The 25,209-nt window shown below is 63.5% G+C and carries 17 protein-coding genes; 8 read left to right on the forward strand and 9 right to left on the reverse strand.

The features are described 5' to 3' along the window. Position 1: 1 nt before the first annotated feature. The 4 genes from FCU66_RS04855 to FCU66_RS04870 all read right to left on the reverse strand — a co-directional run bounded on the left by FCU66_RS04855 (position 2) and on the right by FCU66_RS04870 (position 5,503). The gene (locus FCU66_RS04855) at positions 2-775 is read right to left on the reverse strand and encodes a tetratricopeptide repeat protein (RefSeq protein ID WP_136619624.1); all 774 of its coding nucleotides are present in this window, start codon (positions 773-775) and stop codon (positions 2-4) included. A 127-nt stretch (positions 776-902) separates the two neighbouring features. Next, positions 903-1,838: a dimethyl sulfoxide reductase anchor subunit family protein gene (locus FCU66_RS04860; protein WP_136619625.1), complete on the reverse strand. Its 936-nt coding sequence runs from the start codon at positions 1,836-1,838 to the stop codon at positions 903-905. Positions 1,839-1,841: 3 nt separating this feature from the next. Next, the gene (locus FCU66_RS04865; RefSeq protein WP_136619626.1) at positions 1,842-2,576 is read right to left on the reverse strand and encodes a 4Fe-4S dicluster domain-containing protein; all 735 of its coding nucleotides are present in this window, start codon (positions 2,574-2,576) and stop codon (positions 1,842-1,844) included. Further along, entirely contained in the window at positions 2,573-5,503 is a 2,931-nt protein-coding gene (locus FCU66_RS04870; RefSeq protein ID WP_168991976.1) for a molybdopterin oxidoreductase family protein, read from the reverse strand. Before FCU66_RS04870 ends, FCU66_RS04865 begins: the two co-directional genes overlap by 4 nt. 277 nt (positions 5,504-5,780) lie before the next feature. On the opposite strand from FCU66_RS04870, the gene FCU66_RS04875 reads away from it, so the two are divergent. Further along, on the forward strand, positions 5,781-6,683 hold the full coding sequence (locus FCU66_RS04875; RefSeq protein ID WP_136619627.1) for a LysR family transcriptional regulator: 903 nt from the start codon (positions 5,781-5,783) through the stop codon (positions 6,681-6,683). A 10-nt stretch (positions 6,684-6,693) separates the two neighbouring features. Here FCU66_RS04875 and FCU66_RS04880 read toward each other — a convergent pair whose 3' ends face one another. The 4 genes from FCU66_RS04880 to FCU66_RS04895 form a co-directional block, all read right to left on the reverse strand. After that, positions 6,694-7,950, reverse strand: coding sequence for an Hsp70 family protein (locus FCU66_RS04880; RefSeq protein ID WP_136619628.1), 1,257 nt, complete (start codon positions 7,948-7,950; stop codon positions 6,694-6,696). Positions 7,951-8,119: 169 nt separating this feature from the next. After that, on the reverse strand, positions 8,120-8,911 hold the full coding sequence (locus FCU66_RS04885; RefSeq protein ID WP_136619629.1) for a TIGR02186 family protein: 792 nt from the start codon (positions 8,909-8,911) through the stop codon (positions 8,120-8,122). Beyond that, entirely contained in the window at positions 8,911-9,834 is a 924-nt protein-coding gene (locus tag FCU66_RS04890; protein WP_136619630.1) for a sulfite exporter TauE/SafE family protein, read from the reverse strand. Before FCU66_RS04890 ends, FCU66_RS04885 begins: the two co-directional genes overlap by 1 nt. A 192-nt stretch (positions 9,835-10,026) precedes the next feature. Continuing rightward, positions 10,027-14,058, reverse strand: a complete 4,032-nt coding sequence (locus tag FCU66_RS04895) for a peptidoglycan-binding protein (protein ID WP_136625396.1) — start codon at positions 14,056-14,058, stop codon at positions 10,027-10,029. Positions 14,059-14,514: 456 nt separating this feature from the next. Between FCU66_RS04895 and FCU66_RS04900 the strand changes: the two genes are divergently transcribed. The 7 genes from FCU66_RS04900 to FCU66_RS04930 all read left to right on the forward strand — a co-directional run bounded on the left by FCU66_RS04900 (position 14,515) and on the right by FCU66_RS04930 (position 23,470). Then, the gene (locus tag FCU66_RS04900) at positions 14,515-14,973 is read left to right on the forward strand and encodes a MerR family transcriptional regulator (RefSeq protein WP_136619666.1); all 459 of its coding nucleotides are present in this window, start codon (positions 14,515-14,517) and stop codon (positions 14,971-14,973) included. 276 nt (positions 14,974-15,249) lie between these two features. Next, complete coding sequence (locus FCU66_RS04905; protein WP_136619631.1) at positions 15,250-17,040, forward strand: acyl-CoA dehydrogenase; 1,791 nt, start codon at positions 15,250-15,252, stop codon at positions 17,038-17,040. A gap of 121 nt (positions 17,041-17,161) precedes the next feature. Continuing rightward, positions 17,162-18,331 (forward strand): acyl-CoA dehydrogenase family protein, encoded by a 1,170-nt coding sequence (locus tag FCU66_RS04910; protein WP_136619632.1) that lies wholly within the window; start codon positions 17,162-17,164, stop codon positions 18,329-18,331. An 84-nt stretch (positions 18,332-18,415) separates the two neighbouring features. Further along, positions 18,416-19,624, forward strand: a complete 1,209-nt coding sequence (locus FCU66_RS04915) for an acetyl-CoA C-acetyltransferase (RefSeq protein ID WP_136619633.1) — start codon at positions 18,416-18,418, stop codon at positions 19,622-19,624. 14 nt (positions 19,625-19,638) lie between these two features. Further along, on the forward strand, positions 19,639-21,858 hold the full coding sequence (locus FCU66_RS04920) for a 3-hydroxyacyl-CoA dehydrogenase NAD-binding domain-containing protein (protein WP_136619634.1): 2,220 nt from the start codon (positions 19,639-19,641) through the stop codon (positions 21,856-21,858). 82 nt (positions 21,859-21,940) lie between these two features. Then, positions 21,941-22,609 carry a S24 family peptidase gene (locus FCU66_RS04925; RefSeq protein WP_136619635.1) on the forward strand — a complete coding sequence of 223 codons (669 nt, stop codon included), beginning with the start codon at positions 21,941-21,943 and terminating at the stop codon, positions 22,607-22,609. A gap of 9 nt (positions 22,610-22,618) precedes the next feature. Then, a complete protein-coding gene (locus tag FCU66_RS04930) occupies positions 22,619-23,470 on the forward strand; it encodes a thermonuclease family protein (RefSeq protein ID WP_348640054.1) in 852 nt (283 codons plus the stop codon). Here FCU66_RS04930 and FCU66_RS04935 read toward each other — a convergent pair. Continuing rightward, positions 23,436-25,082, reverse strand: coding sequence for a lysine--tRNA ligase (locus FCU66_RS04935; RefSeq protein ID WP_136619636.1), 1,647 nt, complete (start codon positions 25,080-25,082; stop codon positions 23,436-23,438). The genes FCU66_RS04930 and FCU66_RS04935 overlap by 35 nt on opposite strands. Positions 25,083-25,209 lie beyond the last annotated feature (127 nt).

Here is a 25,209-nt window from a genome sequence, read left to right on the forward strand (position 1 = left end):
CTCAAGTTTTCTTAAGCGCAGCTTGAACGCGAGCGAGCGCTTCTTCCGCGCCGTGGTATCCCTGCGCTGCTGATCGCTTCAGCCATTGAATGGCAAGCGCGGAGTTTTTTTCGACGCCAACACCTTTTAGGTACATTATCGCCAAATTATACTGAGCCTTGCCACTATTATTTTCAGCTGCCTTCTTGTACCAAAAGAAAGACGTTTGCAGGTTCTTCTCTACATACTGTCCATTAAGGTATGAAGTGGCCAAGCTTAACTGGGCAGTGACCTCACCTTGCTCTGCGGCTTTAGACCACCAAACAATGGCATCCGCCCCGCTCTGTGGCACTCCTTTGCCAAAGAAATACGCATCACCAAGATATTGCTGGGCTTTGCCCAAACCCTTAGCCGCAGCTTTTCGCCAGAATTCGACCGCGCGGGCATCGTCTTGAGTAAGTCCTTTTCCCGTTGAGTATAATAGGCCGATACTCAACTCGGCTGCCGGAAAATCTTGTGCGGCTGCTTTGGCCCACCACTCCGCCGCCTTGGAAAAGTCTAACGGCACCCCCAATCCCTCGGAATACATAAAGCCAAGATTATATTCCCCAATAGCATCCCCGGTTTTGGCAACCGCCTCCCATTCCTTGAAAGCCTCCACATAATTCTTTGCCTTGAAGGCTGAGTCCGCTTCGTGTGCGCCTGCTAGGGAATCGTGAGAAGTAAAAATCAAAAATCCTGCTACGCAAACTCCCCGTCCAAGACGCATTATTGAGTTAAGGATAGTGATGATCATCGCTCGATATGCCGATCTGGAGCATGCGTTGGCGAAGAATTACAATAAATTTCTCCAGATCACAACTTTGGAAAGGCACTGATTTTCTGCTATCCGGCGCTTCAATTATCTTGGTTTGTCGGAATGCCTATCGCCCGTAGTAGAGCGTAACCGTGTGCTTCGCCTCGGCGAAGAACAGCCAGCGTTCGACCAGCATGCCGGCGAACTGGACGATCGCGGCGAGCAGCGACAATGCCGCTGCGAAGGGCCGGGGCAAGGCGAATGTGGCGGCAAGCAGCAGGACGGGCAGGGCGAAGGCCAGACCCTGCGTGATCTGGCGCAGCCGCGTGCTGTGTTTGCGCGCGATGCGGAAACCCATTTCCTTGAGCAAATAGTTCTCCTCGGTATGCGGCCATTCCAGCGACCGCACCGAGCCGCCGGCCAACCCCGTCGCGGTGTTGGCGGTGGTCGCGATCTCCAGCCTGTCATTGTAGCGCCAGGTAGCCAGCTTCCAGCCCCAGCCGAGCAAGGTCACCAGGATGCAGGTCGCCAGAACCGTTTTCGAACCGAGAGCGAAACCTTGCAGCAACGCGTTCAGCAGCACGCTGCCGGTCATCGCCGAGAAGATGAGATAGCCGGGCAGGGTGAAGCGGCTGTGCCACTGCGCGATCGGTTTCAGCGACGCATAGATCATGCCGGTAGTGCAGACGGTGACGACCGCGCCGATGGACGCCAGCAACCCGGCAATGGCCACCCAGCCACCAGTGCGGCCCAGGAACACCCAGCCGATGCCGAACAAACCCGCCGGGATGAAGGTGATGACCGACGCAACGCCTTCGCGCGACAGCCAAGAACTGCGCCACTGCGAGAACGCCCGCCAGGCGCGTTCGGGGCGGCCGAGATGACCCGTCGACGACAGCAGCCCGGCCACGATCAGGCCGAGCGCCAGGCCCATGCCGATGAGGCCCAGCCAGAAATCGGGCGAGATGACTTGGAGTCCTCCGAGCACGCCGAGCAGCGCGAGCAGGCCGTAGCCGGCGCCCGTGGCGGTGGTGAAGAAGACGACGGAGAAGGCTGGATGCATGGGCTAGTTCGAAAGCATGCGGTCGACCCAGCCGAGGAAGCCGCCTTCGGCCCGCACCGGTTCGAGGGCCGGCGCGGCCACCGATGCGGCACGTGTGGTATGGGCGCGCGGCGGCAGGTATTTGTTGGTCGGGCGATAGCCGAGCTCAGGCATCAGGTCGACGCCGCCACGCTCCGCCACCAGTTGCGAGACAGCCGACAGGGGATCGCCCAGGTCGCCGAAATGGCGGGCGCTGGTCGGGCAAGCGGCGACGCAGGCCGGCACGCGGTCTTCCTCTGCCAGATTGTCATTGTAGATGCGGTCGACGCACAGTGTGCACTTCTTCATCACCCCGACATCGGTATCGAATTCGCGTGCGCCATAGGGGCAGGCCCAGCTGCACAATTTGCAGCCGATGCACTTGTCCTCGTCGATCAGCACGATGCCGTCCGAGGCCCGCTTGTAGGAGGCTCCAGTCGGGCAGACGGTAACGCAAGCCGGCGTCTCGCAATGCAGGCAGGAGCGCGGGAAGTTCACCGTGCGCCCGCCCATCTCCGTCGTATGCTCATAGCTGTGCACGCGGTTGAACCAGACGCCGTCGACATGGCCGCCATAGGGGTCGATGTCGGTCAGCGGCGCCATGTGGCCGCCGGTGTTCCATTCCTTGCAGGCGGTGACACAGGCCTGGCAGCCGACGCATGTGTCGAGATCGATGACGAGGCCGAGCTTCTTGCCGCTTTGACTTGGCAGACAGGTCATTCGGTCGCCTCCCTTGCCCTGCGGAATTCGGCGCCGAAAGTCAGTTTGTCGGGCGAGGGTTCGAAATGCGGCGGCTGCTGGAAACGTTCGAATTGCGGTTCGGTGAAGCCGGCTTCCTCGGCCGCGCATTTGACGATGCGCACGCGCAGGTCGAACCATGCCGCCTGTCCGGTGACCGGATCGGAGTTCGAATAGCGTTTGCCGTTGACGTCGGCCGAGGTCTGGTCGCCGATGATATGGTTGAGCAGGAAGCCGCGGTTGGATTCAGCCGCGTCGTCCTTCAGCCCCCAGCTGCCGCGCCGCTTGCCGATGGCGTTCCAGGTCCAGACCGTGCTTTCGTTCACCCCGTCGATCAGCTTGATCTGCCCCTTCACTCTGCCGTTGATGCTTTCGATCCACACCCAGTCGTCATCGACAAGACCGAGGCCAGCTGCCGTCTGGTGATGCACGAACAGCCGGTTCTGGCTGGTGATTTGCCTGAGCCACGCATTCTGCGATCCCCAGGAATGGTACATGTGCATGGGCCGCTGCGTCAGCGCATGCAGCGGATATTTTTCGAGGTCGACGACCGCTTCCTCGAAAGGCGTGTACCAGAACGGCAGCGGGTCCATGTAGGTCTCGATGCGCTGGCGATCGCCCTTTGGTGGCAAGACAGGGCCATGGCCACGCGCGGCGAGGCGGAAGCGCTGCAGCGGCTCGGAATAGAGCTGGAAGACGATCGGCTCGGCCTTCGGGATGAAGCCCATGCTCTCGGCGAAGTCGAGATAGGAGCGGTTGGCCATCTTGTAGTAGCGCTGGTCATCGGCGAAATCGTGGTGCCAGAAGCCGCCATTGTCGATGTAGCGCTGCAACTGGTCCGGATTGGCCTCGCCCCTGCCGGTCGAGGTCCCATCCTTGCCGCGCCAGCCGGCGAGCGGGCCGATGCCGGGCGTGCGCTCATGGTTGACGATGTAGTCGGCATAGTCGCGGTATCTGGCCGAGCCGTCTTCATCGACGAAACCGGGCAGGCCAAGCCGCGCGCCGAGTTCGATCAGCACCGACTGGAACGGCCTGACGTCGCGGTCGGGCTCGACGACGGGATGGCGGATGGCGTCGCCGGGTCCGTCGGCATGGCTGATCGGCCGGTCAAGCAGGCTGATGCAGTCATGGCGCTCGAGATAGGTCGTATCCGGCAGCACGAGGTCGGCGAACGGTACGGTCTCGGAATAATAGGCATCGGAATAGATGATGAAGGGGATCTTGTAGTTGCCCGCACCGTCGTGGTCGGTCAGCATGGCAATGGTCTCGACGGTGTTCATCGAGGAATTCCAGGCCATGTTCGACATGTACATCATCAGCGTGTCGATCCTGTAGGGATCGCCGGCCCAGGCGTTGCGGATGACGGTGTGCATCAGGCCGTGCGCGGCCAGCGGCGCGTCCCAGGAATAGGCCTTGTCGATACGAACAGGCGTGCCGGCCTCATCGACCAGCAAATCGTCCGGCCCGCAGACGAAACCGAGCGGCATGCTGTCAAGCGGCGTCATCGGCTTGACGGTCTTGCCCGCCGGTTTCGGCCCTGGCGGCGCGGATCGGGGGTAGGGCGGCTTGAAACGGAAACCGCCGGGAACATCCACGGTGCCCAGCAGCACCTGAAGTAAATGGATGGCGCGGCAGGTGTGGAAACCGTTCGAGTGGGCCGAGATGCCGCGCATGGCATGCATCGAGACAGGCCGCCCCTTGATCGTCTCGTGGCGGCGCCCGGCCCAGTCGGTCCAGGCGATCGGCAATTCGATCGTCTGTTTAAAGGCGACATGGGCGAGTTCGGCGGCGATCCTGCGGATCGTGTCGGCGGCAATGCCGCAGCGCTCGGCGACCGCGTCCGGGGCATAGCTGTCATCGAGGTAGCGGTCGGCAATCAACTGGAACACCGGAACGCAGTGGCGCCCGCCGATCGTGAAGCTGCCGGTCAGCGCCGGTTTCGCACCGGCATCGGTGGCGCTGACCGGCGTCTTCGCCACCCTGTCCCAGGCCAGCGGATTGCCGTGGGCATCGCGAACGAACAGACCGTCATCGGCCGCACCCGGCTCGTGGATGACGAGGACGTGAGCGTTGGTGTAGCGGAGCAAATAATCGAGATCGACGCGGCCGGCTTTCAGCAATTCGTGGATGAGAGCGAACACGAACAGGCCGTCGGTGCCGGGTCGGATGCCGATCCAGTCGTCGGCAATGGCGTTGTAGCCGGTGCGGCACGGGTTGATCGACACCACCTTGGCGCCGCGCGCCTTGAGTTTGCCGAGGCCGATCTTGATCGGGTTGGAATCGTGATCCTCGGCGACGCCGAACAGCATGAAGTACTTGGTGTTGTCCCAGTCGGGCTCGCCGAACTCCCAGAACGAACCGCCGATCGTATAGAGGCCGCCGGCCGCCATGTTGACCGAACAGAAGCCGCCATGGGCGGCGAAATTCGGCGTGCCGAACTGGCTTGCCCACCAGCCGGTCAAGGATTGGGATTGATCGCGGCCGGTGAAGAAGGCCAGTTTCTTGGGGTCGGTCCGGCGTATGGCCGAGAGCCGTTCCGTGGCGATCGAGAACGCCTCTTCCCACTCTATCTCGCGGAACTCGCCAGAGCCGCGCGGGCCGGTGCGCAGCAATGGCTTCTTCAGCCTTGCCGGGCTGTAGTGCTGCATGATGCCGGAGCTGCCCTTGCCGCAGATCACGCCGCGATTGACCGGATGGTCCTTGTTGCCGTTGATGTAGCGGACCTTGCCATCCTTGATGTGCACATCGATGCCGCAACGGCAGGCGCACATGTAGCAGGTCGTCTTGGCGATGCTGTCGGAAACGTCAGGCGAGGTGTCGACGCCATCGCCTTCATCGGGTGCGCGCGTGTCGGCGAGCGGGCGTTGCGATGGTGCCGAATTCGCGCCGCGCGGCGGTCCCTGCATCATGATCCGTTGGTGCCTGCGCGGCCAGCGGATTTGGCCCGTGTCTTCGGTCCGGGGCCGCGCATGTAGTGCTCTTCCGGGTGATAGCGATCGCCGGCCAGCCGCCGCCTTATGCCGCGGGTCCAATGCGCAAGCAGGGATCTGAACCGCCCGATCATTCTGCTCTCTGCGATCTCTCGGCGAATTTTTTCTAACTTCACTCGAAAACTTAGAATGAAGCTATCGATCTGTCTAATCAGTTGTTCTTGTAAATTCGATCGATATTGGTTCTTAATGCGCCATGACCCTGGACCAGTTGCGCATTTTCGTCGCCGTCGCGGAGCGCAGCCATATGACCAAGGCGGCGGAACTGCTGGGCATTTCGCAGTCGGCCGCATCGGCCGCCATCCGGGCGCTTGAAGAACAGCACGGCGTGCATCTGTTCAACCGGGTTGGCCGCAACATCGAGCTTGCCCAGACTGGACACCGGTTCCTGCCCGAGGCCAAGGCCGTGCTCGAACGGGCCGCCGCCGCCCGCAATGTGCTGGAGCACGTCTCGCAGACGGTCACCGGCAGCCTCTCGATCGCCGCCAGCCAGACCATCGCCAGCTACTGGCTGCCGCGCCGGCTGGCTTCCTTCCACGAAGCCTATCCCGCCGTCAGGCTGAGCGTCAGCATCGGCAACACCAGGCAGGTGGAGGCCAATGTCCTCGATGGCGCTGCGGATCTCGGCCTGGTCGAGGGGCGCACCGAGTCCGACATCTTGCGCCGCACCAAGGTCGACGTCGACAGGCTGATGCTGGTGGTCGCCAGCTCGCATCCGGAGATCGCCGAAGTCGCGCCCGGCCACTCCGACATCAAGGACCTGCGCTGGATCATCCGCGAGGGCGGTTCGGGCACCCGCGAGGTGCTGGAGGATCTGGCGCGCCGCGAAGGAATTTCACTTGCCGATCTGCAGATATTCCTGGTGCTGCCGAGCAATGAGGCGATCCGCCAGGCGGTCGAGGCGGGGGCCGGCGCCACCATCATTTCAGAGCTTGTGGTGGCCCGCGCAGTGGCCGAAGGCAGTCTCAGGTCCGTGCCGCTCGAACTGCCGAAACGCGACTTCGCCATGATCACTCATCGCGATCGTCAGGCAAGCCTGGCCCAGATGGCGCTCAAGGCGCATCTCGGCGCCGGCGAAACGGTGCCCGCTCGCCCGTGAGTGGGCCGCGTCAGCCGAATTTTCGCTGAGCATCCAGCGCCAGGCCAAGTCCGACCGAGCCGAACATGTCGCCTTCGATGACGGATGCCTGCGGCACCAGCGACAGGATTTCTCGCCTTGCCAGCGGGATCGCGGTCGATCCGCCGGTCAGGAACACCGCAGTGATGTCGGATGGCTTCACCTCAGCGTCCCGGATGGTCTGCCCGACCGTGGCGGTGACCCGCTCGATGTCCCGGGCAATCGTGGCATCCAGCCCGCTGCGCGTGATCTCGGCGGCGAACTCCGCACCCGGCAGCTTCACCGCCACATGGGCGGACGGCCTGTCGGTCAGCTCTATCTTGGCCTTTTCGACAAGTGCCGCCAGCGCGTGTCCGTAGCGGTGTTCGACGATGTGGATGAAGCGGTCGACCATGTCGGCGCGCTCGGCCTCGTAGCGGATCTGGCGCAGATGCGTCATCGCCTTGGCGGTGTAGACCAGGTTGATGCGCTGCCATGTCGCGAGGTCGATGAAGTAGCTTGCCGGCAGATTGCGCTTGCCATCCTTGGTTGGCGTCAAATAGCCGAGCTGCGGCATCACATGATCGATGCTCAGCAGCCGGTCGAAATCCGTGCCGCCGATATGGACGCCTCGGCTGGCCAGGATGTCGTCCTTGCGGTCGAGCGACCGGGAGCGCTCCGGCGAGACACGCACGATCGAGAAGTCCGACGTGCCGCCGCCCATGTCGATGATCAGCGCCAGTTCCTCGCGCGTCACCTTCTGTTCGTAGTCGAGCGCCGCCGCGATCGGCTCGAACTGGAAAGCGATATGCTTGAAACCCTGGGCGCGCGCGGCCTTTTCAAGTTCGCCTTGGGCGTTTGCATCGGCCTCGGGATCGTCGTCGACGAACTGCACCGGACGGCCGAGCACCACGGTCTCGACCATGCCGCCGGCATCTTCCTCCAGCTTTTTGCGCAGATGCCCGAGGAACAGGCCGACGATCTCCATGAAGCCGATCGAGCGCGCCTTGATGCGGGTCTTCTCGTGGGCCAGCGAACTGCCGAGCACGCTCTTCAGCGAACGCATCAGCCGGCCATCGATGCTGTCGGTGTAGTTGGCGATGGCGTGGCGGCCAAAACAGGTGCGGTTGTCCTCGAAGTTGAAGAACACGGCACTGGGCAGTGTCACTTGGCCGTCTTCAAGCGCGACAAGGCGCGGCTGCCCATTGCGGACCACGCCAACGGTGGAGTTTGAAGTGCCGAAGTCGATGCCGCCGAAGGCTGGTCGCATGACAAGTTCCTGTATTTGTCGTCGGCGAGCCGACAGGCGCCATGAGAAATCGCGCGCTGCCCGGGGACGGGCGGCTCTGCCGAACCGAATTGTTTGTGTCTGCAAGTTGGCTGGGGAGCGCGGTCTACCGCATGCTCCCGCAAAGGGAAACCACTTTTCGGGAAAAGTTCTAATCGCGCCGGAAGATCAGCCGTCCGAGCCAGCCGGTCAGCATGGCCAGCGATATCGCGAAGACGCCATAGAGGAAGGAATAATTGTGGGCGACACGGAAGATCGACTGTTCGAAACCGGATTTGCGGATTTCGAGCTGGGCCGAGCTTTCCTTGATGAACAGGCCGCTCTTGAACAGGAAGGCACGCGCCTTGTGGGTGCCGACCGGAACGTTCGGCGCCAGCCTGACGGTGGCGCGGAACAGGTTCTGCGACAGGAATTGCACGCCGCCGACATTCTCGCTGTAAAGGCCGGTCGCCGACTTGCGCTCGCGCAACGCAGCGGTGAATTCCTCGATGGTCGCCGGGCTGTCGCCGGCATCGGCGGGCTGCATGTAGAGGTTGGAGGCGCCGAGCGACAGCTGCTTGTAGCTGTTGGGCTCGGTGATGTCCTGCAACGGCCGCGTCGTCGCCACCGAATAGGACACCGGCACGTTCTCGAAGGTCTCGGAGTCCAGATTGACCCAGACGCCGAGCACGCGGTCCTTGCGGCGCACCACCACCGGTTTGGGCGGGCCTTCGAGCACGACGATGACATCGTAACGGCCCTGGCGCGCGACGAGTGGATCAGGATTTTCCAGCGAACCGAAGATGGTCAGGTCGGCGCCGGAAAAGCCGGCGGTGATCGAGACATTGTCGGTGGAGAGCCCGATCTGGATGCCTTCCGTCAGCGGGGTCTGTGCCTTCGCCGGCGCGGCGGCCGCAAGCAGTGACAGGAAAATGGCGGTTGCGAATACGTTCGGAGCCCTCATCAGTTAAGGCCTGCGGCGGACAGCGAATAGAGATTGGGCGGGGTGACGAAAAGATCGATGGCCAATCGTATTGCCACCGCCAGCACCAGCAGCGCCAGCAAGGCCCTGAGCTGCTCGCCGCGCAGCCTCTGACCGGCCTTGGCGCCATATTGCGCGCCGGCCACGCCGCCCGCCATCAACAGGAAGGCCAGCACGACATCGACCGTCTGGTTGGTGGTGGCGTGGACCAGCGTCGTATAGGCGGAGGTGAAGATGATCTGGAACAGCGAGGTGCCGATGACGACGTTGGTCGGCACTTTCAGCAGATAGATCAGCGCCGGCACCATGATGAAGCCGCCGCCGACGCCCATGATCGACGACAGGAAGCCGATGCCGGCGCCAAGGCCAAGCACCGGGATGACGCTGACGAACAGTTTTGAGGCCCTGAAGCGCATCTTCAGCGGCAAGCGGTGGATCCAGTTGTGCTGGCCGGATTTCTTCAGCACCGGTGCCGCACCGCTGCGCGTGGCGCGCAGCGCATTGACGCTTTCGACCAGCATCAGCCCGCCGACAGTGCCGAGCAGCACGACGTAGAGCAGCGAGATGAACAGATCGAGCTGGCCGAGGCGGCGCAGGAAGGCGAAGACGTAGATGCCGCCGGTGGAGCCGATGATGCCGCCGGCCAGCAACACCCCACCGAGCTTGAAGTCGAGCGTCCCTCGCTTCATGTGCGAAAGGACGCCGGAGACGGAGGAGGCGATGACCTGGTTGGCGCCGGTGGCGACCGCGATCGCCGGGGGTATGTTGTAGAAGATCAAGAGCGGCGTGATGAGGAAGCCGCCGCCGACGCCGAACATGCCCGACAGGAAGCCCACCGCCGCACCCATGGCCAGCAGGACGAAGACGTTGACGGAAATTTCCGCGATCGGGAGATAGATGCCCACCCGTCAGTCTCGATCAGTTCTGCCTGTCGGCGAATGCAACCGTTGCGGGCATCTTGGACCGACAAGCCAATTCGTTCTTGCGCCGGAGGTGCTGCGAAGTCAAACCGCGCCACGCCGCCGAAACAAAAAACATCTCAATCAGTTAACAGGCAAATGTGTGGCAAGGGCGTCGTGGAAGCGACGCCTCTGCCGTTATTTGCGCGCCAGCAGCGCCTTGACCAGTTTTTCATCGACCTCGCCGGTCGCCGGCATCTTGTTGTCGGTCTGGAAAGCCATGATCGCAGTCTTCGTCTTCTGGCCCATCTTGCCGTCGGCGCCGCCGGCGTCGTAGCCGTTCTTGTTGAGAATGCGCTGGATGTTCTGGACGGCCTTCGTCATGTCGATGCTGGCGGTCGTCTGCGGTGCGCCGTCCTGCCAGGATTCGGGAATGTCGGCCGAATTGGCTGCCGCATCCAGCGGCTTGGCCTTCCACAGTTCGGCCGCGGCGCGGGCGCGTTCGAGCTGCTCGGGCCGCAGCGCGTTGGCGATCTCGTCACGCTTGGCCGCGGCATCCTTGTCGCCCGTCTTGGCGACCAGCGCGAACCATTTGTAGGACTCTTCGAGGTTCTGCTTCATGCCGACGCCCTTGGCGGCGAGGATGCCGAGATTGAACTGGCTGTCCTTGACGCCGACATCGGCCGCCGCCTGGAACCAGTGTGCGGCCGATTCATTGTCGGTCACGCCGTCTGCCGCCATGGCGAACAGCACGGCCAGATTGTGCATGCCGCTGGCGTTGCCCTGCGCCGCGGAAAGCTGGTACCAGGTCTTCGCCTTCTTGATGTCGCGCGCGACGCCGATGCCCTTTTCGTAGAAATTGCCGATGCGGTATTCGGCCGGCGCGAAGCCGAGCTCCGCCGACTTCTCGTACCATTTGGCCGCTGCCGCCATATCTTCCTTGACGCCGCGCGACTCGGCATAGCGCGAGCCGATCTCGAACAGCGCCTTGGCATCGCCGCCGGCGGCGGCATCGCGCAAGGCGACCGGGCCGGCGTCAGTGGGAATATCGAACTTTGCCGTCGTCGCCGCCGGCGAAGCGTCCACTGGCGCAACCGCGCCCGTGGTGTCCTTGGCGGCGGTCGGCTGAGCCGCCATCGGCTGGGTGTCGGCATCGGTTGCTTCAGCGGATGGCGCAGCAGCCGGGGCAGGCACGGCAGAAGCTGTCGTGTCGGACGCCGCCGCGTTCGCATCGGCGGTTGCCGCCGAAGCGAACGGTGCAGGAGCCGGCTGGGCTGGCGGCGCGGCATCCATCGACGGCTCGGCGCCTGGCGGCGTGGCCATCGGGGTTTGCGATGCCTTATCGTCCTTGGTTAGCGGTTCGGACGGTTCGGCCTGTCTGACGACACGGTCCGGCGCGCTTTCCGCTGCCGGAGGCTGAATGTCTGTCTTCGGCTGGCCGGCGGCGTCGAATGAGGCGGTTTTCACCGGCTGCGAGGCGACGATCGGCGCGACATCGTTGCTTGCCACCTGGGCGGGATCGGCGAAGAAGGCCTTGCCCAGTTGCAGGGCGCCCAGCGCCAGCAAGATCGCGGTCGTCCCCATCAGGATCGGCTTGCGCCGTGCCTTGAGCAGGTCGCCGATCCGCAGCGCCTTCACCGGTCCAGTCACCGTCGACTGGCGCTTCAGCGCATCGGCCTCGGCGGCAGCGGCCTGGGCCGCGCGCCGGGCCGCGGCGATGAAATCCGATTTCGCGGCATCGGTGTCGCTGGGCTTGGCCGGCTGGCCGCGCTCGTCACGCACGCGTTTCATGATGGCATTGAGGTCAGGTGCGCCGGAGCCGGGCTCCAGCGGCCGGTTGGCCATTTTCGGATCGAGCGGCTCGTCGAGATCGACGCTCGGTATTGGGGCACTCGGCGCCGAGCCGGCCAGTGGCGGAATGTCCGCCTCCTTCTTGCCCTTGAAGGCGCGGGCCAGCCCGCCGAACATCGATCTGCGGCCGCCCGCCTGTTCGTTCTTCTCGACAATCGTGTCGGAGCCGAGAGCAGCCATGGCCGCAGCCGCTGCGGCTTCGGCGGGCGTGCGCGTGCCAATACCCAGGCCCAGGCCGCTATGCGTGCCCAGATCGCCACGAGCACCCGGCTCATTGCGCAGGATGGCGGCGGCGCGGCCATCGAGATCGGCCATGTCCCCAGTCAATGGCAGTGGCTGATAGATATCCATCGACGGTGCGTCGACGGCCATCTTGGGTCGCCGTGCGCCGCGCCAGTTGCTCGGCTCGACCGGTGCCGCATCCAGGAGTTCGCTCATCGCCTCGACCGGCTCGCCGGGTTCGAGCGAACCCAGCCGGTCGACGATCTTGAGCAACGTGTCGTGGATGGCCTCGAATGTTCTCGAATTGCGCTCGTCGGAGCGCCGCGTCAGCGTTTCAAGCGTCTTCAAATCCTGGGCGAGGCCGGAAACGGCGGTCGTATTGGCGCTCGAACCGGCCAGCGATTGCACTGCGTTCTCGGCCGCTTCGCGCGCCGCGCCAAGGATGGAATCGCGGGTTCCAGCGAGTGACTTTTCAATTTCGTTGAGACGCGGGCTGATGTCCTCGAATTCCGGCAGCGGCATGCTGGGCTTGGAAAGATGGGCGGACAGGCCGGCGACCTGCGCCTCCAGGCTGCGGATCAGCGCCGGATCGATGCCGGCCACCTGCGCTGCCGATGCGTCCAGCCGGCTTGAAATGTCTTCGAGCCGGCTTTCCAGGCCGCGGATCGCCGCTTCGCCTGCGGGATCGGGAACACGCGTTTCCATGCGCTTGGCCAAAGCGGTGAAGCGGGCATCGATGGCTTCCATGATGCCGGCGCTGTCGACCTGCGGCATGCGCTGGTCGAGCCTGTCGGCAACCTCGTCCAGCCGGCGTTCGAGATCGCGGAACAGCATGTTGCCCTGTTCGATGGCGTCACCCTGGCGGCGTTCCATCATGCCCGACAGCACGTCGAAGCGCTGCTCCAGCCCGTGGAAGATGTAGTCGGGGTCGGGCATGGCGGGCGCCTGATCGATCTTGTCGGCGATGAGTGCGATCTGCTTGGCCAGGCGCTCCATCGCCTGCTCGGGCAGATTGGCGCGGCCGGCGAGCTCGTCGACCCGGCTCGACAGCGTACCCAGCCGGTCCATGACCGCGTTGCCGGGCCGATCCTGCGCCACTTCCTCGATCTGGCTGGCAAGCGAGTCGATCCGCCTCTCGATGCGCTCGAAAGCCTCGTGGTCGAATGAATTGGCTTGCGCCGCGACCGTCGATGCGACGATGGCGCGGGAAATCTCGTCCAGCCGCTCGTCGATCATGCCAAGCGTGTCGCTGCCGCGGTTGTCCTGCTGGCTGGCGAAGTGATCGACGGCGCCGGCAAGCGTGCGCACCTTTTCCTCGAGCGAGCGCAGGGACAGCGATTCCGGCAGGTTGTTGACGGCATTGCTGATCTGCTCCAGCCGGTCGGTCAGAACAGACAGGCCCGGGTCGTCCGAGCGCTTGCGCTGATCGGCGTCGACACGGTCCTCGAAAGCCGTCCAGCGGCGATCGAAATCGTCCCAGCGGCGGTCGACCTTCTGCACGCTCTCTTCGCGCGCCAGCGTGTCGAGCGCGGCTTTGACCTGTTCGAGCTCGAGCCGCAGCATGTTGACGCTTCTGTCGTCGCTCTTCTCGGCCAGCGTCTGGATGGCGCCGGAAAGCCGTTCGAATTCAAGACCGAGTTCGGCGCTGCCCTTGGCCGAAGCGCCGGGCCTGGCGCCCGACTGGAAAGCCCGCTCGATCTCCTTGCGCAGTGCTTCGAATTCGCGCTGCAGCCCTGATGTCATCTGGTGGCGCAATTCCTCGCGCATGCCGCGCAACTCGCCGGCGATCTTGCCGACCATGGCCACGCCGTCCTCCTGGCCGCGCACGCGATCGATGTCGCGGGCAATGGCCTGGTAAGCGGTGGCTCCCTGCATCGGGCTCTTCGGGCGCGGCGCCGGCTGCGGATCCTCATACCAGCGCTGCTGGCCGGCGGACCGGGCGGCGGCGGGATAGCGCGCATCGGCGCCATATTGGCGGGGGTCGGGTTGGCGGAGATCTGGTTGGCGGGGATCGGGACGTGCCATCGGATCCTCGCGCGTCCGCTCCAGCCGCTGCTCCAGCGTCTCCAGCGACTGGTTCAACTGCTCGAGCGTGGTCTGCGGCCTGCGCTGCCTGCCGGCGTTGAGTGTATCGAGATAGGACCGCTTGCTGTTCATAGGTGCGTCCGTCTTTCAGAATGGCTGGCTCGTGGCCAGTTCCCCCAAGTCCCTGTCGGAACGAAGGCGACCTGCGGCTATGCCGCGGCGGAAGACGAGCTTCCCGGGTTCTCACCCGCGCTCCGAAAAACCGTGAAAAATTCGATACAGGATAAACACGGGTAGCCGACGTGCCCACATTTCCCCCAACGTGGTAAACAACGCGTTAACCAAACTTAAGAAGTTGCAAGGATGTTGGCTGCCGACTTGGCGGTGCGGCATAAAGCTCACCGCGCAGAACGCCCTTGCGTCATGAGGCGGCTATCGGTATAGAATTGACGTAAACGTAAAAGGCGCATCGAGCGTGCTGTTTGCGATTTGTTTGTTGAAACCACGACGGGAAGCACGCCCCTGCTTCCAGTCAGGCGACGCACGGTCCAGGACCGCGACGCCACCAGACGGGGAAAGCCAGTGACCATGAAGCTTATCTCGGCCGGCGAGACCGCGGCCAATACCAATATGTCTATCGAAGCCGGCGAGGACCTTGTCCGCATCGGCGAGATGGCGAAGAAATACGGAGTGACGCTGCGCACGCTGCGTTTCTACGAAGACAAGGGCCTGCTCAACCCGCAGCGTGACGGTTCGACCCGTCTCTACACGCGCCGCGACAAGGCCCGGCTGAAGCTGATCCTGCTTGGCCGCAAGGTCGGGTTCTCGCTGCGCGACGTCAAGCAGATGATGGATCTCTACGATCCGACCGGTTCAAACACCAAGCAGCTCAAGCTCGCGCTGGACAAGTCGGAAAAGCAGCTTGCCCGCCTGCAGAAGCAACGGGCGCTGATCGACGACGCCATCAGCGAGCTGAGCGGCTCGATGTCGGCGGTGCGCCAGATGCTCGCCGAGCGTTCGGCGCCGCAGGCGAGTGCCGCGAGCTAAGTCATCCGCTGATTGTCTGACGATCAAAGCCGCGTGGTCTCTGCCGCGCGGCTTTTCGTTGTCTTGGTCCCATCCCTATAGCCTTTCGGCGCTGGCTTGCGCGACGTCGCGCCGCTACGCTCATTGCCGCAGTGGGCGGGAAATCTTGTCGCATCGAAGAAATTGACGTTTACGCAAACGTCAATTTTTGCTATCCCGCTCACAACATGGGTCCGCATGCCGCCCCTGGCTTGTCATCGGGGCGTCCGGACCGGGTTTGCAGGGTGGAGAAAAGGCATGCCGACATACAGGGCTCCAGTCCAGGACACGCTGTTCGTGCTCAACGAGGTGCTGGGTTATCAGCGCTATTCGAACCTTCCCGGATTTTCCGACGCCACGCCCGATGTGCTCGAGGCGATCCTCGCCGAAGGCGCCAAGCTCGCCGAAAACGTCATGCACCCGCTGAACCGTGTCGGCGACATGGAAGGCTGCGTGCGTCATGACGATGGCTCGGTGACCACGCCGAAAGGCTTCAAGGAGGCCTTCGACCAGTATCGCGAGGGCGGCTGGATGGGATTGGCCGCACCGGTCGAGTTCGGCGGCCAGGGCCTGCCCTATGCCGTGCACACAGCCGTCGCCGAATATATGGTCTCGGCCAACATGTCGCTGATGATGTATCCGGGCCTGACGCAAGGCGCGATCGCGGCGGTCATCACCCACGGCACCGACGAGCAGAAGGCCAAGTGGCTGCCCAGGATGATCGAAGGCGCCTGGACCGGCACCATGAACCTGACCGAGCCGCATTGCGGCACCGATCTCGGCCTGCTGCGCACCAAGGCGGTGCCGAACGGCGATGGCACCTACAAGATTTCAGGCCAGAAGATCTTCATCTCGGCCGGCGAGCACGACATGTCGGACAACATCGTCCATCTGGTGCTGGCCCGCATCGAGGGCGCGCCGGAAGGCGTCAAGGGCATCTCGCTGTTCATCGTACCGAAGCTCATGCTCGATGCATTGGGCAATCCGGGCACCAGGAACACGGTCTCCTGCGGCTCGATCGAGGAGAAGATGGGCATCCACGGCAATTCGACCTGCGTCATGAACTATGACGAGGCGCAAGGCACGCTGCTCGGCGAGGCCAATGGCGGCCTGAAGGCGATGTTCACGATGATGAACGAGGCACGCCTTGGCGTCGGCCTGCAGGGGCTTTCGCTGTCGGAGATCGCCTACCAGAACGCCGTCGCCTACGCCAAGGACCGCTTACAGGGCCGCTCATTGTCGGGGCCGAAGGCGCCGGACAAGAAGGCCGATCCGATCATCGTCCATCCCGACATCCGCCGCAGCCTGATGACCATGAAAGCCTTCAACGAGGCCGGCCGCGCGCTGGCGCTGTGGACGGCGATCAAATCCGATATTGCCCACCGCTCCGGTGACGACAAGGACCGCCAGGCCGCCGACGACTACACCGGCCTGATGACGCCGGTGGTCAAGGGCGTGCTCACCGACAAGGGCTTCGACCACGCCGTCATGGCGCAGCAGGTGTTCGGCGGTCACGGTTATATCGAAGAGCATGGCATGAGCCAGTTCGTGCGCGATGCCCGCATCGCCATGATCTATGAAGGCGCCAACGGCATCCAGGCGCTCGACCTCGTCGGCCGCAAGCTCGGCCTGAATGGCGGCCGCGCTGTGCAGGCTTTCTTCAAGGAGGTCGGCGAATTCTGCGAGGAGAACCGCTCCGACGAGAAGATGGCGCCGTTCACCAAGGCCTTGAAGAAGGGTCTCAACGATCTGCAGGCGGCGACCATGTGGCTGGTGCAGAACGGCATGGCCAAACCCGACAATGCGGGCGCCGCCTCGACCGACTACATGCATCTCTTCGGCCTTGTCGCGCTGGGCTACATGTGGGCGCAGATGGCCAAGGCGGCACTTGGCAAGACGGGCGCCAATGGCGCTCAGTCCTTCTACGGCAACAAGGTTGTGACGGGGCGCTTCTTCATGGAGCGGATCATGCCGGAGACATCAGCTCATCTCGCCCGCATTTCGAGCGGCGCCGACACATTGATGGCACTGCCGGCGGAAGCGTTCTAAAGATGATCGGCGTCCCCCTCCCCCGTGAGGGGAGGGTGGCCCGAAGGGCCGGGTGGGGTCCTGCGTGAAGTGCGCCGACCTCAACTCTGACGATGTGCTCTGGGAGGAGTATCATACCAACATGACCAACCCAGCCGAAATCCTGAACCTCCCCAAGCCCGCCTGGGCGGCGGACGAGGTCGGCATGCTCTACGACATGGCGCACCGTTTCATGTCGGAGGAGATCGCGCCGCGCTACGACGAGTTCGAGAAGAACGAGATGGTCGACCGCGAGAGCTGGCTGAAGGCCGGTGCGGCCGGCCTGCTCTGCGCCTCGATGCCGGAAGAATATGGCGGCTCGGGCGGTACCTTCGCGCATGAGAGCGCCATCATCGAGGCAATCGGCCATGTCGGCGTCGACGGCTTCGGCATCGGCCTGCACAATTCGATCGTCGCCCCCTACATCCTCCACTACGGCTCCGAGGAGCAGAAGAAGAAATGGCTGCCGAAGCTGGCGACCGGCGAGCTGATCGGTGCCATCGCCATGACCGAGCCCGGCGCCGGCTCCGACCTGCAAGGCGTCAAGACGCGGGCGCAGAAGGATGGCAACCAGTACAAGATCAATGGTTCCAAGACCTTCATCACCAACGGCCAGCTTGCGAACTTCATCATCGTCGTCACCAAGACCGATCCGGAGAAGGGCGCCAAGGGCACATCGCTGATCGTCGTCGAGACCGATGAGGTCGAAGGGTTCCAGCGCGGCCGCAACCTCGACAAGATCGGCTTGAAGGCCAACGACACGTCTGAACTGTTCTTCAACGACATGCGCGTGCCGACCTCCAACCTGCTCGGCCACGAGGAAGGGCAGGGCTTCGTCCAGCTGATGCAGCAATTGCCGCAGGAGCGGCTGCAGATCGGCACTGGCGCCATCGCCATGATCGAGCGGGCGCTGGCGCTGACCATCGATTACGTCAAGGAGCGCAAGGCGTTCGGCAAAGCGATCATCGATTTCCAGAACACCCAGTTCAAGCTGGCCGAACTCAAGACCGAGGCCACCATCGGCCGCGTCTTCTACAATGATTGCGTCACCCGCCACATCGCCGGCGGCCTTGATCCCGTAACCGCGTCGATGGCCAAGTACTGGCTCAGCGACCTGCAGGGGAAAGTCGTCGACGAATGCCTTCAACTGCATGGCGGCTATGGCTACATGAATGAATATCCGATCGCCCGCATGTTCCGCGACGCTCGCGTCCAGCGCATCTACGGCGGCACCAACGAGATCATGAAATTGCTGATCGGACGCTCGCTCTAATGCATGTCGCTCAAAAGTGGTCCCGGTTTTGGGGGATCGACATGCATCAGTTTAAAGTCGTTCGATAAACCAGGGAGCAAGAAAATGGCTGAAGCTTATGTCTATGACGCCGTGCGCACGCCGCGCGGCAAGGGCAAGAAGGACGGATCGCTGCACGAGGTGCCAGCGGTGCGGCTTGCCGCCAAGACGCTCGAAGCGTTGCGCGACCGCAATGGGCTCGATACCGGCACTGTCGATGACATCATCTTCGGCTGCGTCGACCCGGTCGGCGAGGCAGGCTCTGTCATTCCACGCGCCGCAGCCTTCGAGGCCGGCTACGACACCAAGGCGCCCGGCATGCAGATCTCGCGCTTCTGCGCTTCGGGGCTCGACGCCATCAATCTCGGCGCCGCCAAGATCGCGCAGGGCGCCGATGAGATCGTCATCGCCGGCGGCGTCGAATCGATGTCGCGCGTCGGCATGGGCGCCTCCGGCGGTGCCTGGTTCATGGACCCGTCTGTCGGCCTGCCTGGCTGGTTCGTGCCGCAAGGCATCTCGGCCGACCTGATCGCCACCAAATACGGCTTCTCCCGCGACGACGTCGACGCCTATGCGGTCGAGAGCCAGAAGCGCGCCGCAAAATCCTGGGCCGATGGCCGCTTCAAGAAGTCCGTCATCCCGATCAAGGACCAGAACGGCCTGACCATCCTCGACCATGACGAGCACATGCGCCCGTCGACCGACATGCAGTCGCTGGCCTCGCTCAACCCGTCCTTCGTCATGCCTGGCGAAATGGGCGGCTTCGACGCTGTCGCCGTGCAGAAGCATCCCGAGGTGGAAGAGGTCAACCACGTCCACCATGCCGGCAATTCGTCCGGCATCGTCGATGGCGCTGCGGCCGTGCTGCTCGGTTCGAAGAAGGCCGGCAAGGCTATGGGCCTGAAGCCGCGTGCCCGCATCCGCACCTTCGCCAACATCGGCTCCGAGCCGGTGCTGATGCTGACTGGTCCGGTCGACGTCACCGAGAAGCTGTTGAAGCGCGCCAAGATGAAGCTCTCGGACATCGACCTGTTCGAGCTCAACGAAGCCTTCGCCTCCGTGGTGCTGCGCTACATGCAGGCGTTCGACATTCCGCATGACAAGATCAACGTCAATGGCGGCGCCATCGCCATGGGCCATCCGCTCGGCGCCACCGGCGCGATGATCTTCGGCACAGTGCTGGACGAGCTCGAGCGCCGCGATCTCAACACCGCTTTGGTGACGCTGTGCATCGGCGCCGGCATGGGCACCGCAACCATCATCGAACGCGTCTGACGGGGAGAGAAACGATGAGCTATACCAATTTCACCCTCGACATCGACGCCGACGGCATTGCGCTGATCACCTGGGACATGCCTGGCCGTTCGATGAACGTCTTCACCGAAGAGGCGATGCGGGAACTGAACGCCATCGTCGACAAGGTGGCTGGCGACGCCGTCATCAAGGGCGCGGTGATCACCTCCGGCAAGGACACCTTCTCCGGTGGTGCCGACATCACCCTGCTGCAGAAGATGCTGACGACCTTCGCCACTGACAAGGGCAAGGACGCCGAAAAAGCCACCAAGGCGCTGTTCGACAATGCCGGCATCATGACCGGCCTGTTCCGCAAGCTGGAGACTTGCGGAAAGCCGTGGGTGTCGGCGATCAACGGCACCTGCATGGGCGGTGCCTTCGAATTGTCGCTCGCCTGCCACGGTCGTGTCGCCGCCGACAGCGACAAGGTGAAGATGGCGCTTCCCGAGGTGAAGATCGGCATCTTCCCAGGTGCCGGCGGCACCCAGCGCGTGCCGCGGCTGACCGATCAGCAGCAGGCGCTGCAGATGCTGACCTCCGGCCAGACGCTGTCGCCGCAAAAGGCCAAGTCGATGGGCCTGATCCATGAGATCGCCGAGCCGGCCAGGCTGGTCGAGACCGCCAAGGCGATGATCAGGAACGGCCTGAAGCCGGTGGCGCCGTGGGACGAGAAGGGTTTCAAGCTGCCCGGCGGCCAGATCTATTCGCCGGCCGGCTTCAATCTGTGGCCGCCGGCCATCGCCATCCTGCGTCGCGAGACCTACGGCAACTATCCGGCCGCCGCCGCGATCCTCAAATGCGTCTATGAAGGCCTGCTGGTGCCGTTCGACACCGCCTTGCGCATCGAGCAGCGCTACTTCACCGAGATCATGCAGACCAAGGAAGCGGCGGCGATGATCCGCTCGCTGTTCGTGTCGCTGCAGGAACTGAACAAGGGCGCCCGCCGTCCGGCCGGCGTGCCCGAAACCAAATTCAAGAAGATCGGCATTCTCGGCGCCGGCTTCATGGGCGCCGGCATCGCCTATGTCACCGCCAAGGCCGGCATTCCGGTGGTGCTGCTCGACCGCGACCTGGAGTCGGCCGCCAAGGGCAAGGCGCATTCCGACAGCCTGATCTCGGATCAGGTGAAGAAGGGCCGCGCCAAGCCGGAGGACAAGGACAAATTGCTGTCACTGATCACGCCGACGGCCGACTATGCCGACCTTGCCGGCTGCGATCTGGTGGTCGAGGCGGTGTTCGAGGATTCGGCCGTCAAGAAGAGCGCCACCGAACAGGCGGAAGCCGTGTTGAAGCCATCGGCGATCTTCGCGTCGAACACCTCCACCATCCCGATCTCGTCGCTGGCCAAGAATTCGGCGCGGCCGAAGAATTTCATCGGCATCCATTTCTTCTCGCCAGTCGACAAGATGATGCTGGTCGAGATCATTTTGGGCAAGAAGACCGGCGACAAGGCGCTGGCCACGGCAATCGACTTCGTCCGCGCCATCAAGAAGACGCCGATCGTCGTCAACGACACGCGCGGCTTCTACGTCAACCGCTGCGTGCTGCGCTACATGTCGGAAGCCTACAAGATGCTGATTGAAGGTGTCCCGGCGCCGATGATCGAAAATGCGGCGAAAGCCGCCGGCATGCCGGTCGGCCCCTTGGCGCTGACCGACGAGACGGCCATCGACCTTGCCCAGAAGATCATGAAGCAGACCATCAGGGATTTGGGCGACAAGGCCGTCGATCCCAAGCAGATGGCGCTGATCAACACCATGGTCGACGATCACGGCCGCTTCGGCCGCAAGAACGGCAAGGGTTTCTACGATTATCCGGCCAAGCCCGCCAAGAAGAAGCTGTGGCCGGGCCTCAAGGATCTCTATCCGCAGCTTGCGCCCGAGAAGGTCGATTATGAGGAGTTGCAGCAGCGGCTGCTGGTCACCATCGCGCTGGAGGCGGCCCGGGTGATGGAAGAGGGCATCGTCACCGACCCGCGTGAGGCCGATGTCGGCTCGATCCTCGCCTTCGGTTTCGCGCCCTACACCGGCGGTGCGCTGTCCTACATCGACGGCATCGGCGCCAAGGCATTCGTCAAGATCGCCAAGACCTTGCAGAAGAAATACGGCGCCGAGTTCAAGGCGCCCAAGCTGCTGCTCGACATGGCGGAGAAGGGCGAGAGCTTCTACCAGCGCTTCGATCCCTATGTGAAAGGTGAGACCAGGAAGGCGGCATAGACTGGCCCCGCACTGTGGACAAGATGGTGGCCCGGGGTTAGAACGGGGAAGGTATTTTTTCCTGTTTGAAGGAGAGCAAGACGTGCTCTCGCATGACCGTGTCTGGGCCGCCATCGATGCTCTTGCCGAGCGCTATTCGCTTTCGGCCTCGGGTCTGGCCAAGCGCGCGGGGCTCGATTCCACCGCCTTCAACAAGTCGAAGCGGCTGTCGTCGGATGGCCGGCCGCGCTGGCCCTCGACCGAATCGCTTGCCAAGATCATCGAGGCGACAGGCGCTTCGCTCGACGAATTCACCGGTCTGATCGAAGGCCGGCCCGGGATCAGCAATGGTGCTTCGACCGGCCATGCCGCTTCGGTCGCCCGCAGAAGCTCCGTGCCGTTGCTCGGTTTTGCCCAGGCCGGCGCCGGCGGCTTCTTCGACGATGCCGGCTTTCCGGCCGGGCAGGGCTGGGATCTGGTCGAACTGCCGGCGCAATCGACCGAGAGTTCCTATGCGCTGCAGGTGCAGGGCGATTCCATGCTGCCGCTCTACCGCAATGGCGACGTCCTCATCGTCGAACCGGGGGCGGTCACCCGCAAGGGCGATCGCGTCGTCGTCAAGACCACCGCCGGCGAGGTAATGGCCAAGGTGCTCGAGCGCCAGACCGTCAAGTCGATTGCGCTGGTCTCGCTCAATCCCGAACATCCCGACCGCGATATTCCCATGCGCGATGTCGAATGGGTGGCGCGGATTGTGTGGGCAAGCCAGTAGGTCCGGCTGGTGCGGCTGCTTCATATTGCCCTGTCGGTTCTGATGGTCCCGGTGATGGCGGCCATGGTCGTCACTGGCGGTCGCACGCTGAAAGGAAGCGACAGCGTCGTCACGGTGGATCAGCTTGATCCGGGCGCCGATACGATCGCGCAGCAAGGCGCCGAGACGGTGCCTGAAGAGCCGGCCACATCGGCCATAGCAGCTCCACAGCCGCCAAAGCCGGCGCCACATTCGAGGGCGATCGATCCCGAAATTGTCGCCCCACCGGAACTGCCCGCCGAGGGGCTCGAACGGGTCGAGCCGCGCGAGCCGTTGAGCAAGCTTGCGCTGGCCGTGCCGCCCAAGCCGAAAATGCCTGACGACTGGAACGGCACAAAGCTGTTCCAGCCGGTTGCGCCGGCCGCCGGCCTGATCGAAGCGAAGGGCTACTCGGTCGCGGTTTCCGGCATCGACATCGTCAGGCAGGACGAGACCTGTAGCGATGACGGCAGATCCTGGCCATGCGGCGTCCGTGCGCGGACGGCGTTCCGCGCCTTCCTGCGCGGCCGCGCGGTGGTCTGCACCGTGCCGCCCGAGGGCGGCCGCGACCTGATCGCCGCCGAATGCCGGATCGGCAAGCAGGATATCGGTCAATGGCTGGTCGAAAACGGCTGGGCGCGCGCTGCCAAGGGTGGGCCCTATGTCGAGGCCGGGGACAAGGCACGCACGGCGAAGAAGGGCATTTTCGGATCGGCGCCTGATCTGTCCGGCATGCCGGCAATGCCGGCCGCACCGAGCCCGGCGCCTCAGGCGCCGAGTTCGATCCTGGAAGAGGTCGACGGCGTGCTCAAGCCAGCTGACCAGCCAGCGCCCGCTCAATGAGCGCCCGCGTCTCGGCAATGCCATAGAGCGCGGCGAACGAACCGAAGCGCGGGCCGCGCTCCTGGCCGATCAGCACCTGATAGATCATCTGGAAGAAGGCACCCGATACGCCGGGGCCGCCTTCCGGGCTCTGCTTGGAATGATCCTGATAGCGTTCGATCCTGCGTGCGACGTTGAGCGAAGCGTTCTGGATCGCTTCACCATTGGCGTCCGCTGGCAGCGCGCCAAGCGCCGTGTCGAGGGCTTGCAGCGCCTCGCGCTCGACCTCGTCGGCCGGGCGGAAGGTTTTCGTCGGCTTCACGAAATCGTCGAAATAGCGGATCGCATGGCCGACCAGCTGGTCGAGTTCGGGATGTGTCTTTGGCGTCACCCCTTGCGTGTGGCGTGAGATGAAGCCCCACAGCACATCCTTGTTCTGCGCGTTGGAAGCGCTGACCAGATTGAGCAGCAGCGAGAACGGCACCGGCATGTCGATCGCGGGCGGGTTGCCGTCATGCATATGCCAGACCGGGTTGCCCAGCCGTTCCTTCCAGTCCTGCCGGGGATACGCGGCAAGGAAGGTATAATATTCGTCCACAGCCCGCGGGATGACGTCGAAATACAGCTTCTTGGCCTGCCGCGGCCGCTGGTACATGTAGAGCCCAAGGCTTTCGGTCGGCGCATAGGTCAGCCACTCGTCGATGGTCAGGCCGTTGCCTTTCGACTTCGAGATCTTCTGGCCGTTCTCGTCGAGGAACAGTTCGTAGACGAAATGCTCCGGCGCCCGTCCGCCCAGGATGTTGCAGATGCGGTCGTAGACCACGGCATTGGTCTGGTGATCCTTGCCGAACATTTCGAAATCGACGCCAAGGGCTGCCCAGCGCATGCCGAAATCCGGCTTCCACTGCAGCTTCACGCGGCCGCCGGTGATCGAAAGCGTGGTCTCGGTTCCCTCGTCGTCGAAGGTGATGGTGCCGGCCTGGGCGTCGACATGCTTCATCGGCACGTAAAGCACGCGGCCGCTCTTCGGCGAAATCGGCAGGAACGGGCTGTAGGTCGCCTGCCGCTCGGGGCCGAGCGTCGGCAGCATCACCGCCATGATCTGGTCATAGCGTTCGGCGGCGCGCAGCAGCATCGCGTCGAAGCGGCCGGACTTATAGTATTGTGTCGCGCTGGCGAATTCGTAGTCGAAGCCGAACGTGTCGAGGAAGCGGCACAGCATCGCGTTGTTGTGGTCGGCGAAGCTGGCATAGTCGTCGCCGAAGGGATTGGGGACCGACGACAGCGGCTTGTGCAGGTGCTGCTCGAGTGCTGCGCGATCCGGCACGCTGTCGGGTATCTTGCGCATGCCGTCCATGTCGTCGGAAAAGCACAGCAGCTTGGTGGCAACCTTGTCCTGCGTCAGGACGCGGAAGGCATGGCGCACCATCGACGTGCGCGCCACCTCGCCGAACGTGCCGATATGCGGCAGGCCGGACGGTCCGTAGCCGGTCTCGAACAGGATCGTTTGCGGAAAGTCGGTGCCTTTGTAGCGTTCGATGATCTTTTTGGCTTCTTCGAACGGCCATGCCTTGCTCTCGGTCGCGGCCGCCAGCAGCTCGGGATTGAGATCGATGATGTTTGATCCCGCCATGTCACTGTTTTCCAAATCATTCGCCAGCCCAAATCATTCGAAGGCGGGGCTGGCGCCAAGGGTTTTTCAACCGGTCTCTAGGCGTGCCCGCCTTGGGCGTCAACGCGTGCGGCGCTTTTTCCTTGCG

The sequence above is a fragment of the Mesorhizobium norvegicum genome (assembly GCF_004919685.1).
GTDB classification, from domain to species: Bacteria; Pseudomonadota; Alphaproteobacteria; order Rhizobiales; family Rhizobiaceae; genus Mesorhizobium; species Mesorhizobium norvegicum.

Excerpts from the sequence above, each read along its gene's own strand:
- FCU66_RS04855 (WP_136619624.1), bottom strand. The coding sequence starts at position 775 with ATGATCATCACTATCCTTAACTCAATAATGCGTCTTGGACGGGGAGTT.
- FCU66_RS04860 (WP_136619625.1), bottom strand. The coding sequence starts at position 1,838 with ATGCATCCAGCCTTCTCCGTCGTCTTCTTCACCACCGCCACGGGCGCC.
- FCU66_RS04865 (WP_136619626.1), bottom strand. The coding sequence starts at position 2,576 with ATGACCTGTCTGCCAAGTCAAAGCGGCAAGAAGCTCGGCCTCGTCATC.
- FCU66_RS04870 (WP_168991976.1), bottom strand. The coding sequence starts at position 5,503 with ATGATGCAGGGACCGCCGCGCGGCGCGAATTCGGCACCATCGCAACGC.
- FCU66_RS04875 (WP_136619627.1), top strand. The coding sequence starts at position 5,781 with ATGACCCTGGACCAGTTGCGCATTTTCGTCGCCGTCGCGGAGCGCAGC.
- FCU66_RS04880 (WP_136619628.1), bottom strand. The coding sequence starts at position 7,950 with ATGCGACCAGCCTTCGGCGGCATCGACTTCGGCACTTCAAACTCCACC.
- FCU66_RS04885 (WP_136619629.1), bottom strand. The coding sequence starts at position 8,911 with ATGAGGGCTCCGAACGTATTCGCAACCGCCATTTTCCTGTCACTGCTT.
- FCU66_RS04895 (WP_136625396.1), bottom strand. The coding sequence starts at position 14,058 with ATGAACAGCAAGCGGTCCTATCTCGATACACTCAACGCCGGCAGGCAG.
- FCU66_RS04900 (WP_136619666.1), top strand. The coding sequence starts at position 14,515 with ATGAAGCTTATCTCGGCCGGCGAGACCGCGGCCAATACCAATATGTCT.
- FCU66_RS04905 (WP_136619631.1), top strand. The coding sequence starts at position 15,250 with ATGCCGACATACAGGGCTCCAGTCCAGGACACGCTGTTCGTGCTCAAC.
- FCU66_RS04910 (WP_136619632.1), top strand. The coding sequence starts at position 17,162 with ATGACCAACCCAGCCGAAATCCTGAACCTCCCCAAGCCCGCCTGGGCG.
- FCU66_RS04915 (WP_136619633.1), top strand. The coding sequence starts at position 18,416 with ATGGCTGAAGCTTATGTCTATGACGCCGTGCGCACGCCGCGCGGCAAG.
- FCU66_RS04920 (WP_136619634.1), top strand. The coding sequence starts at position 19,639 with ATGAGCTATACCAATTTCACCCTCGACATCGACGCCGACGGCATTGCG.
- FCU66_RS04935 (WP_136619636.1), bottom strand. The coding sequence starts at position 25,082 with ATGGCGGGATCAAACATCATCGATCTCAATCCCGAGCTGCTGGCGGCC.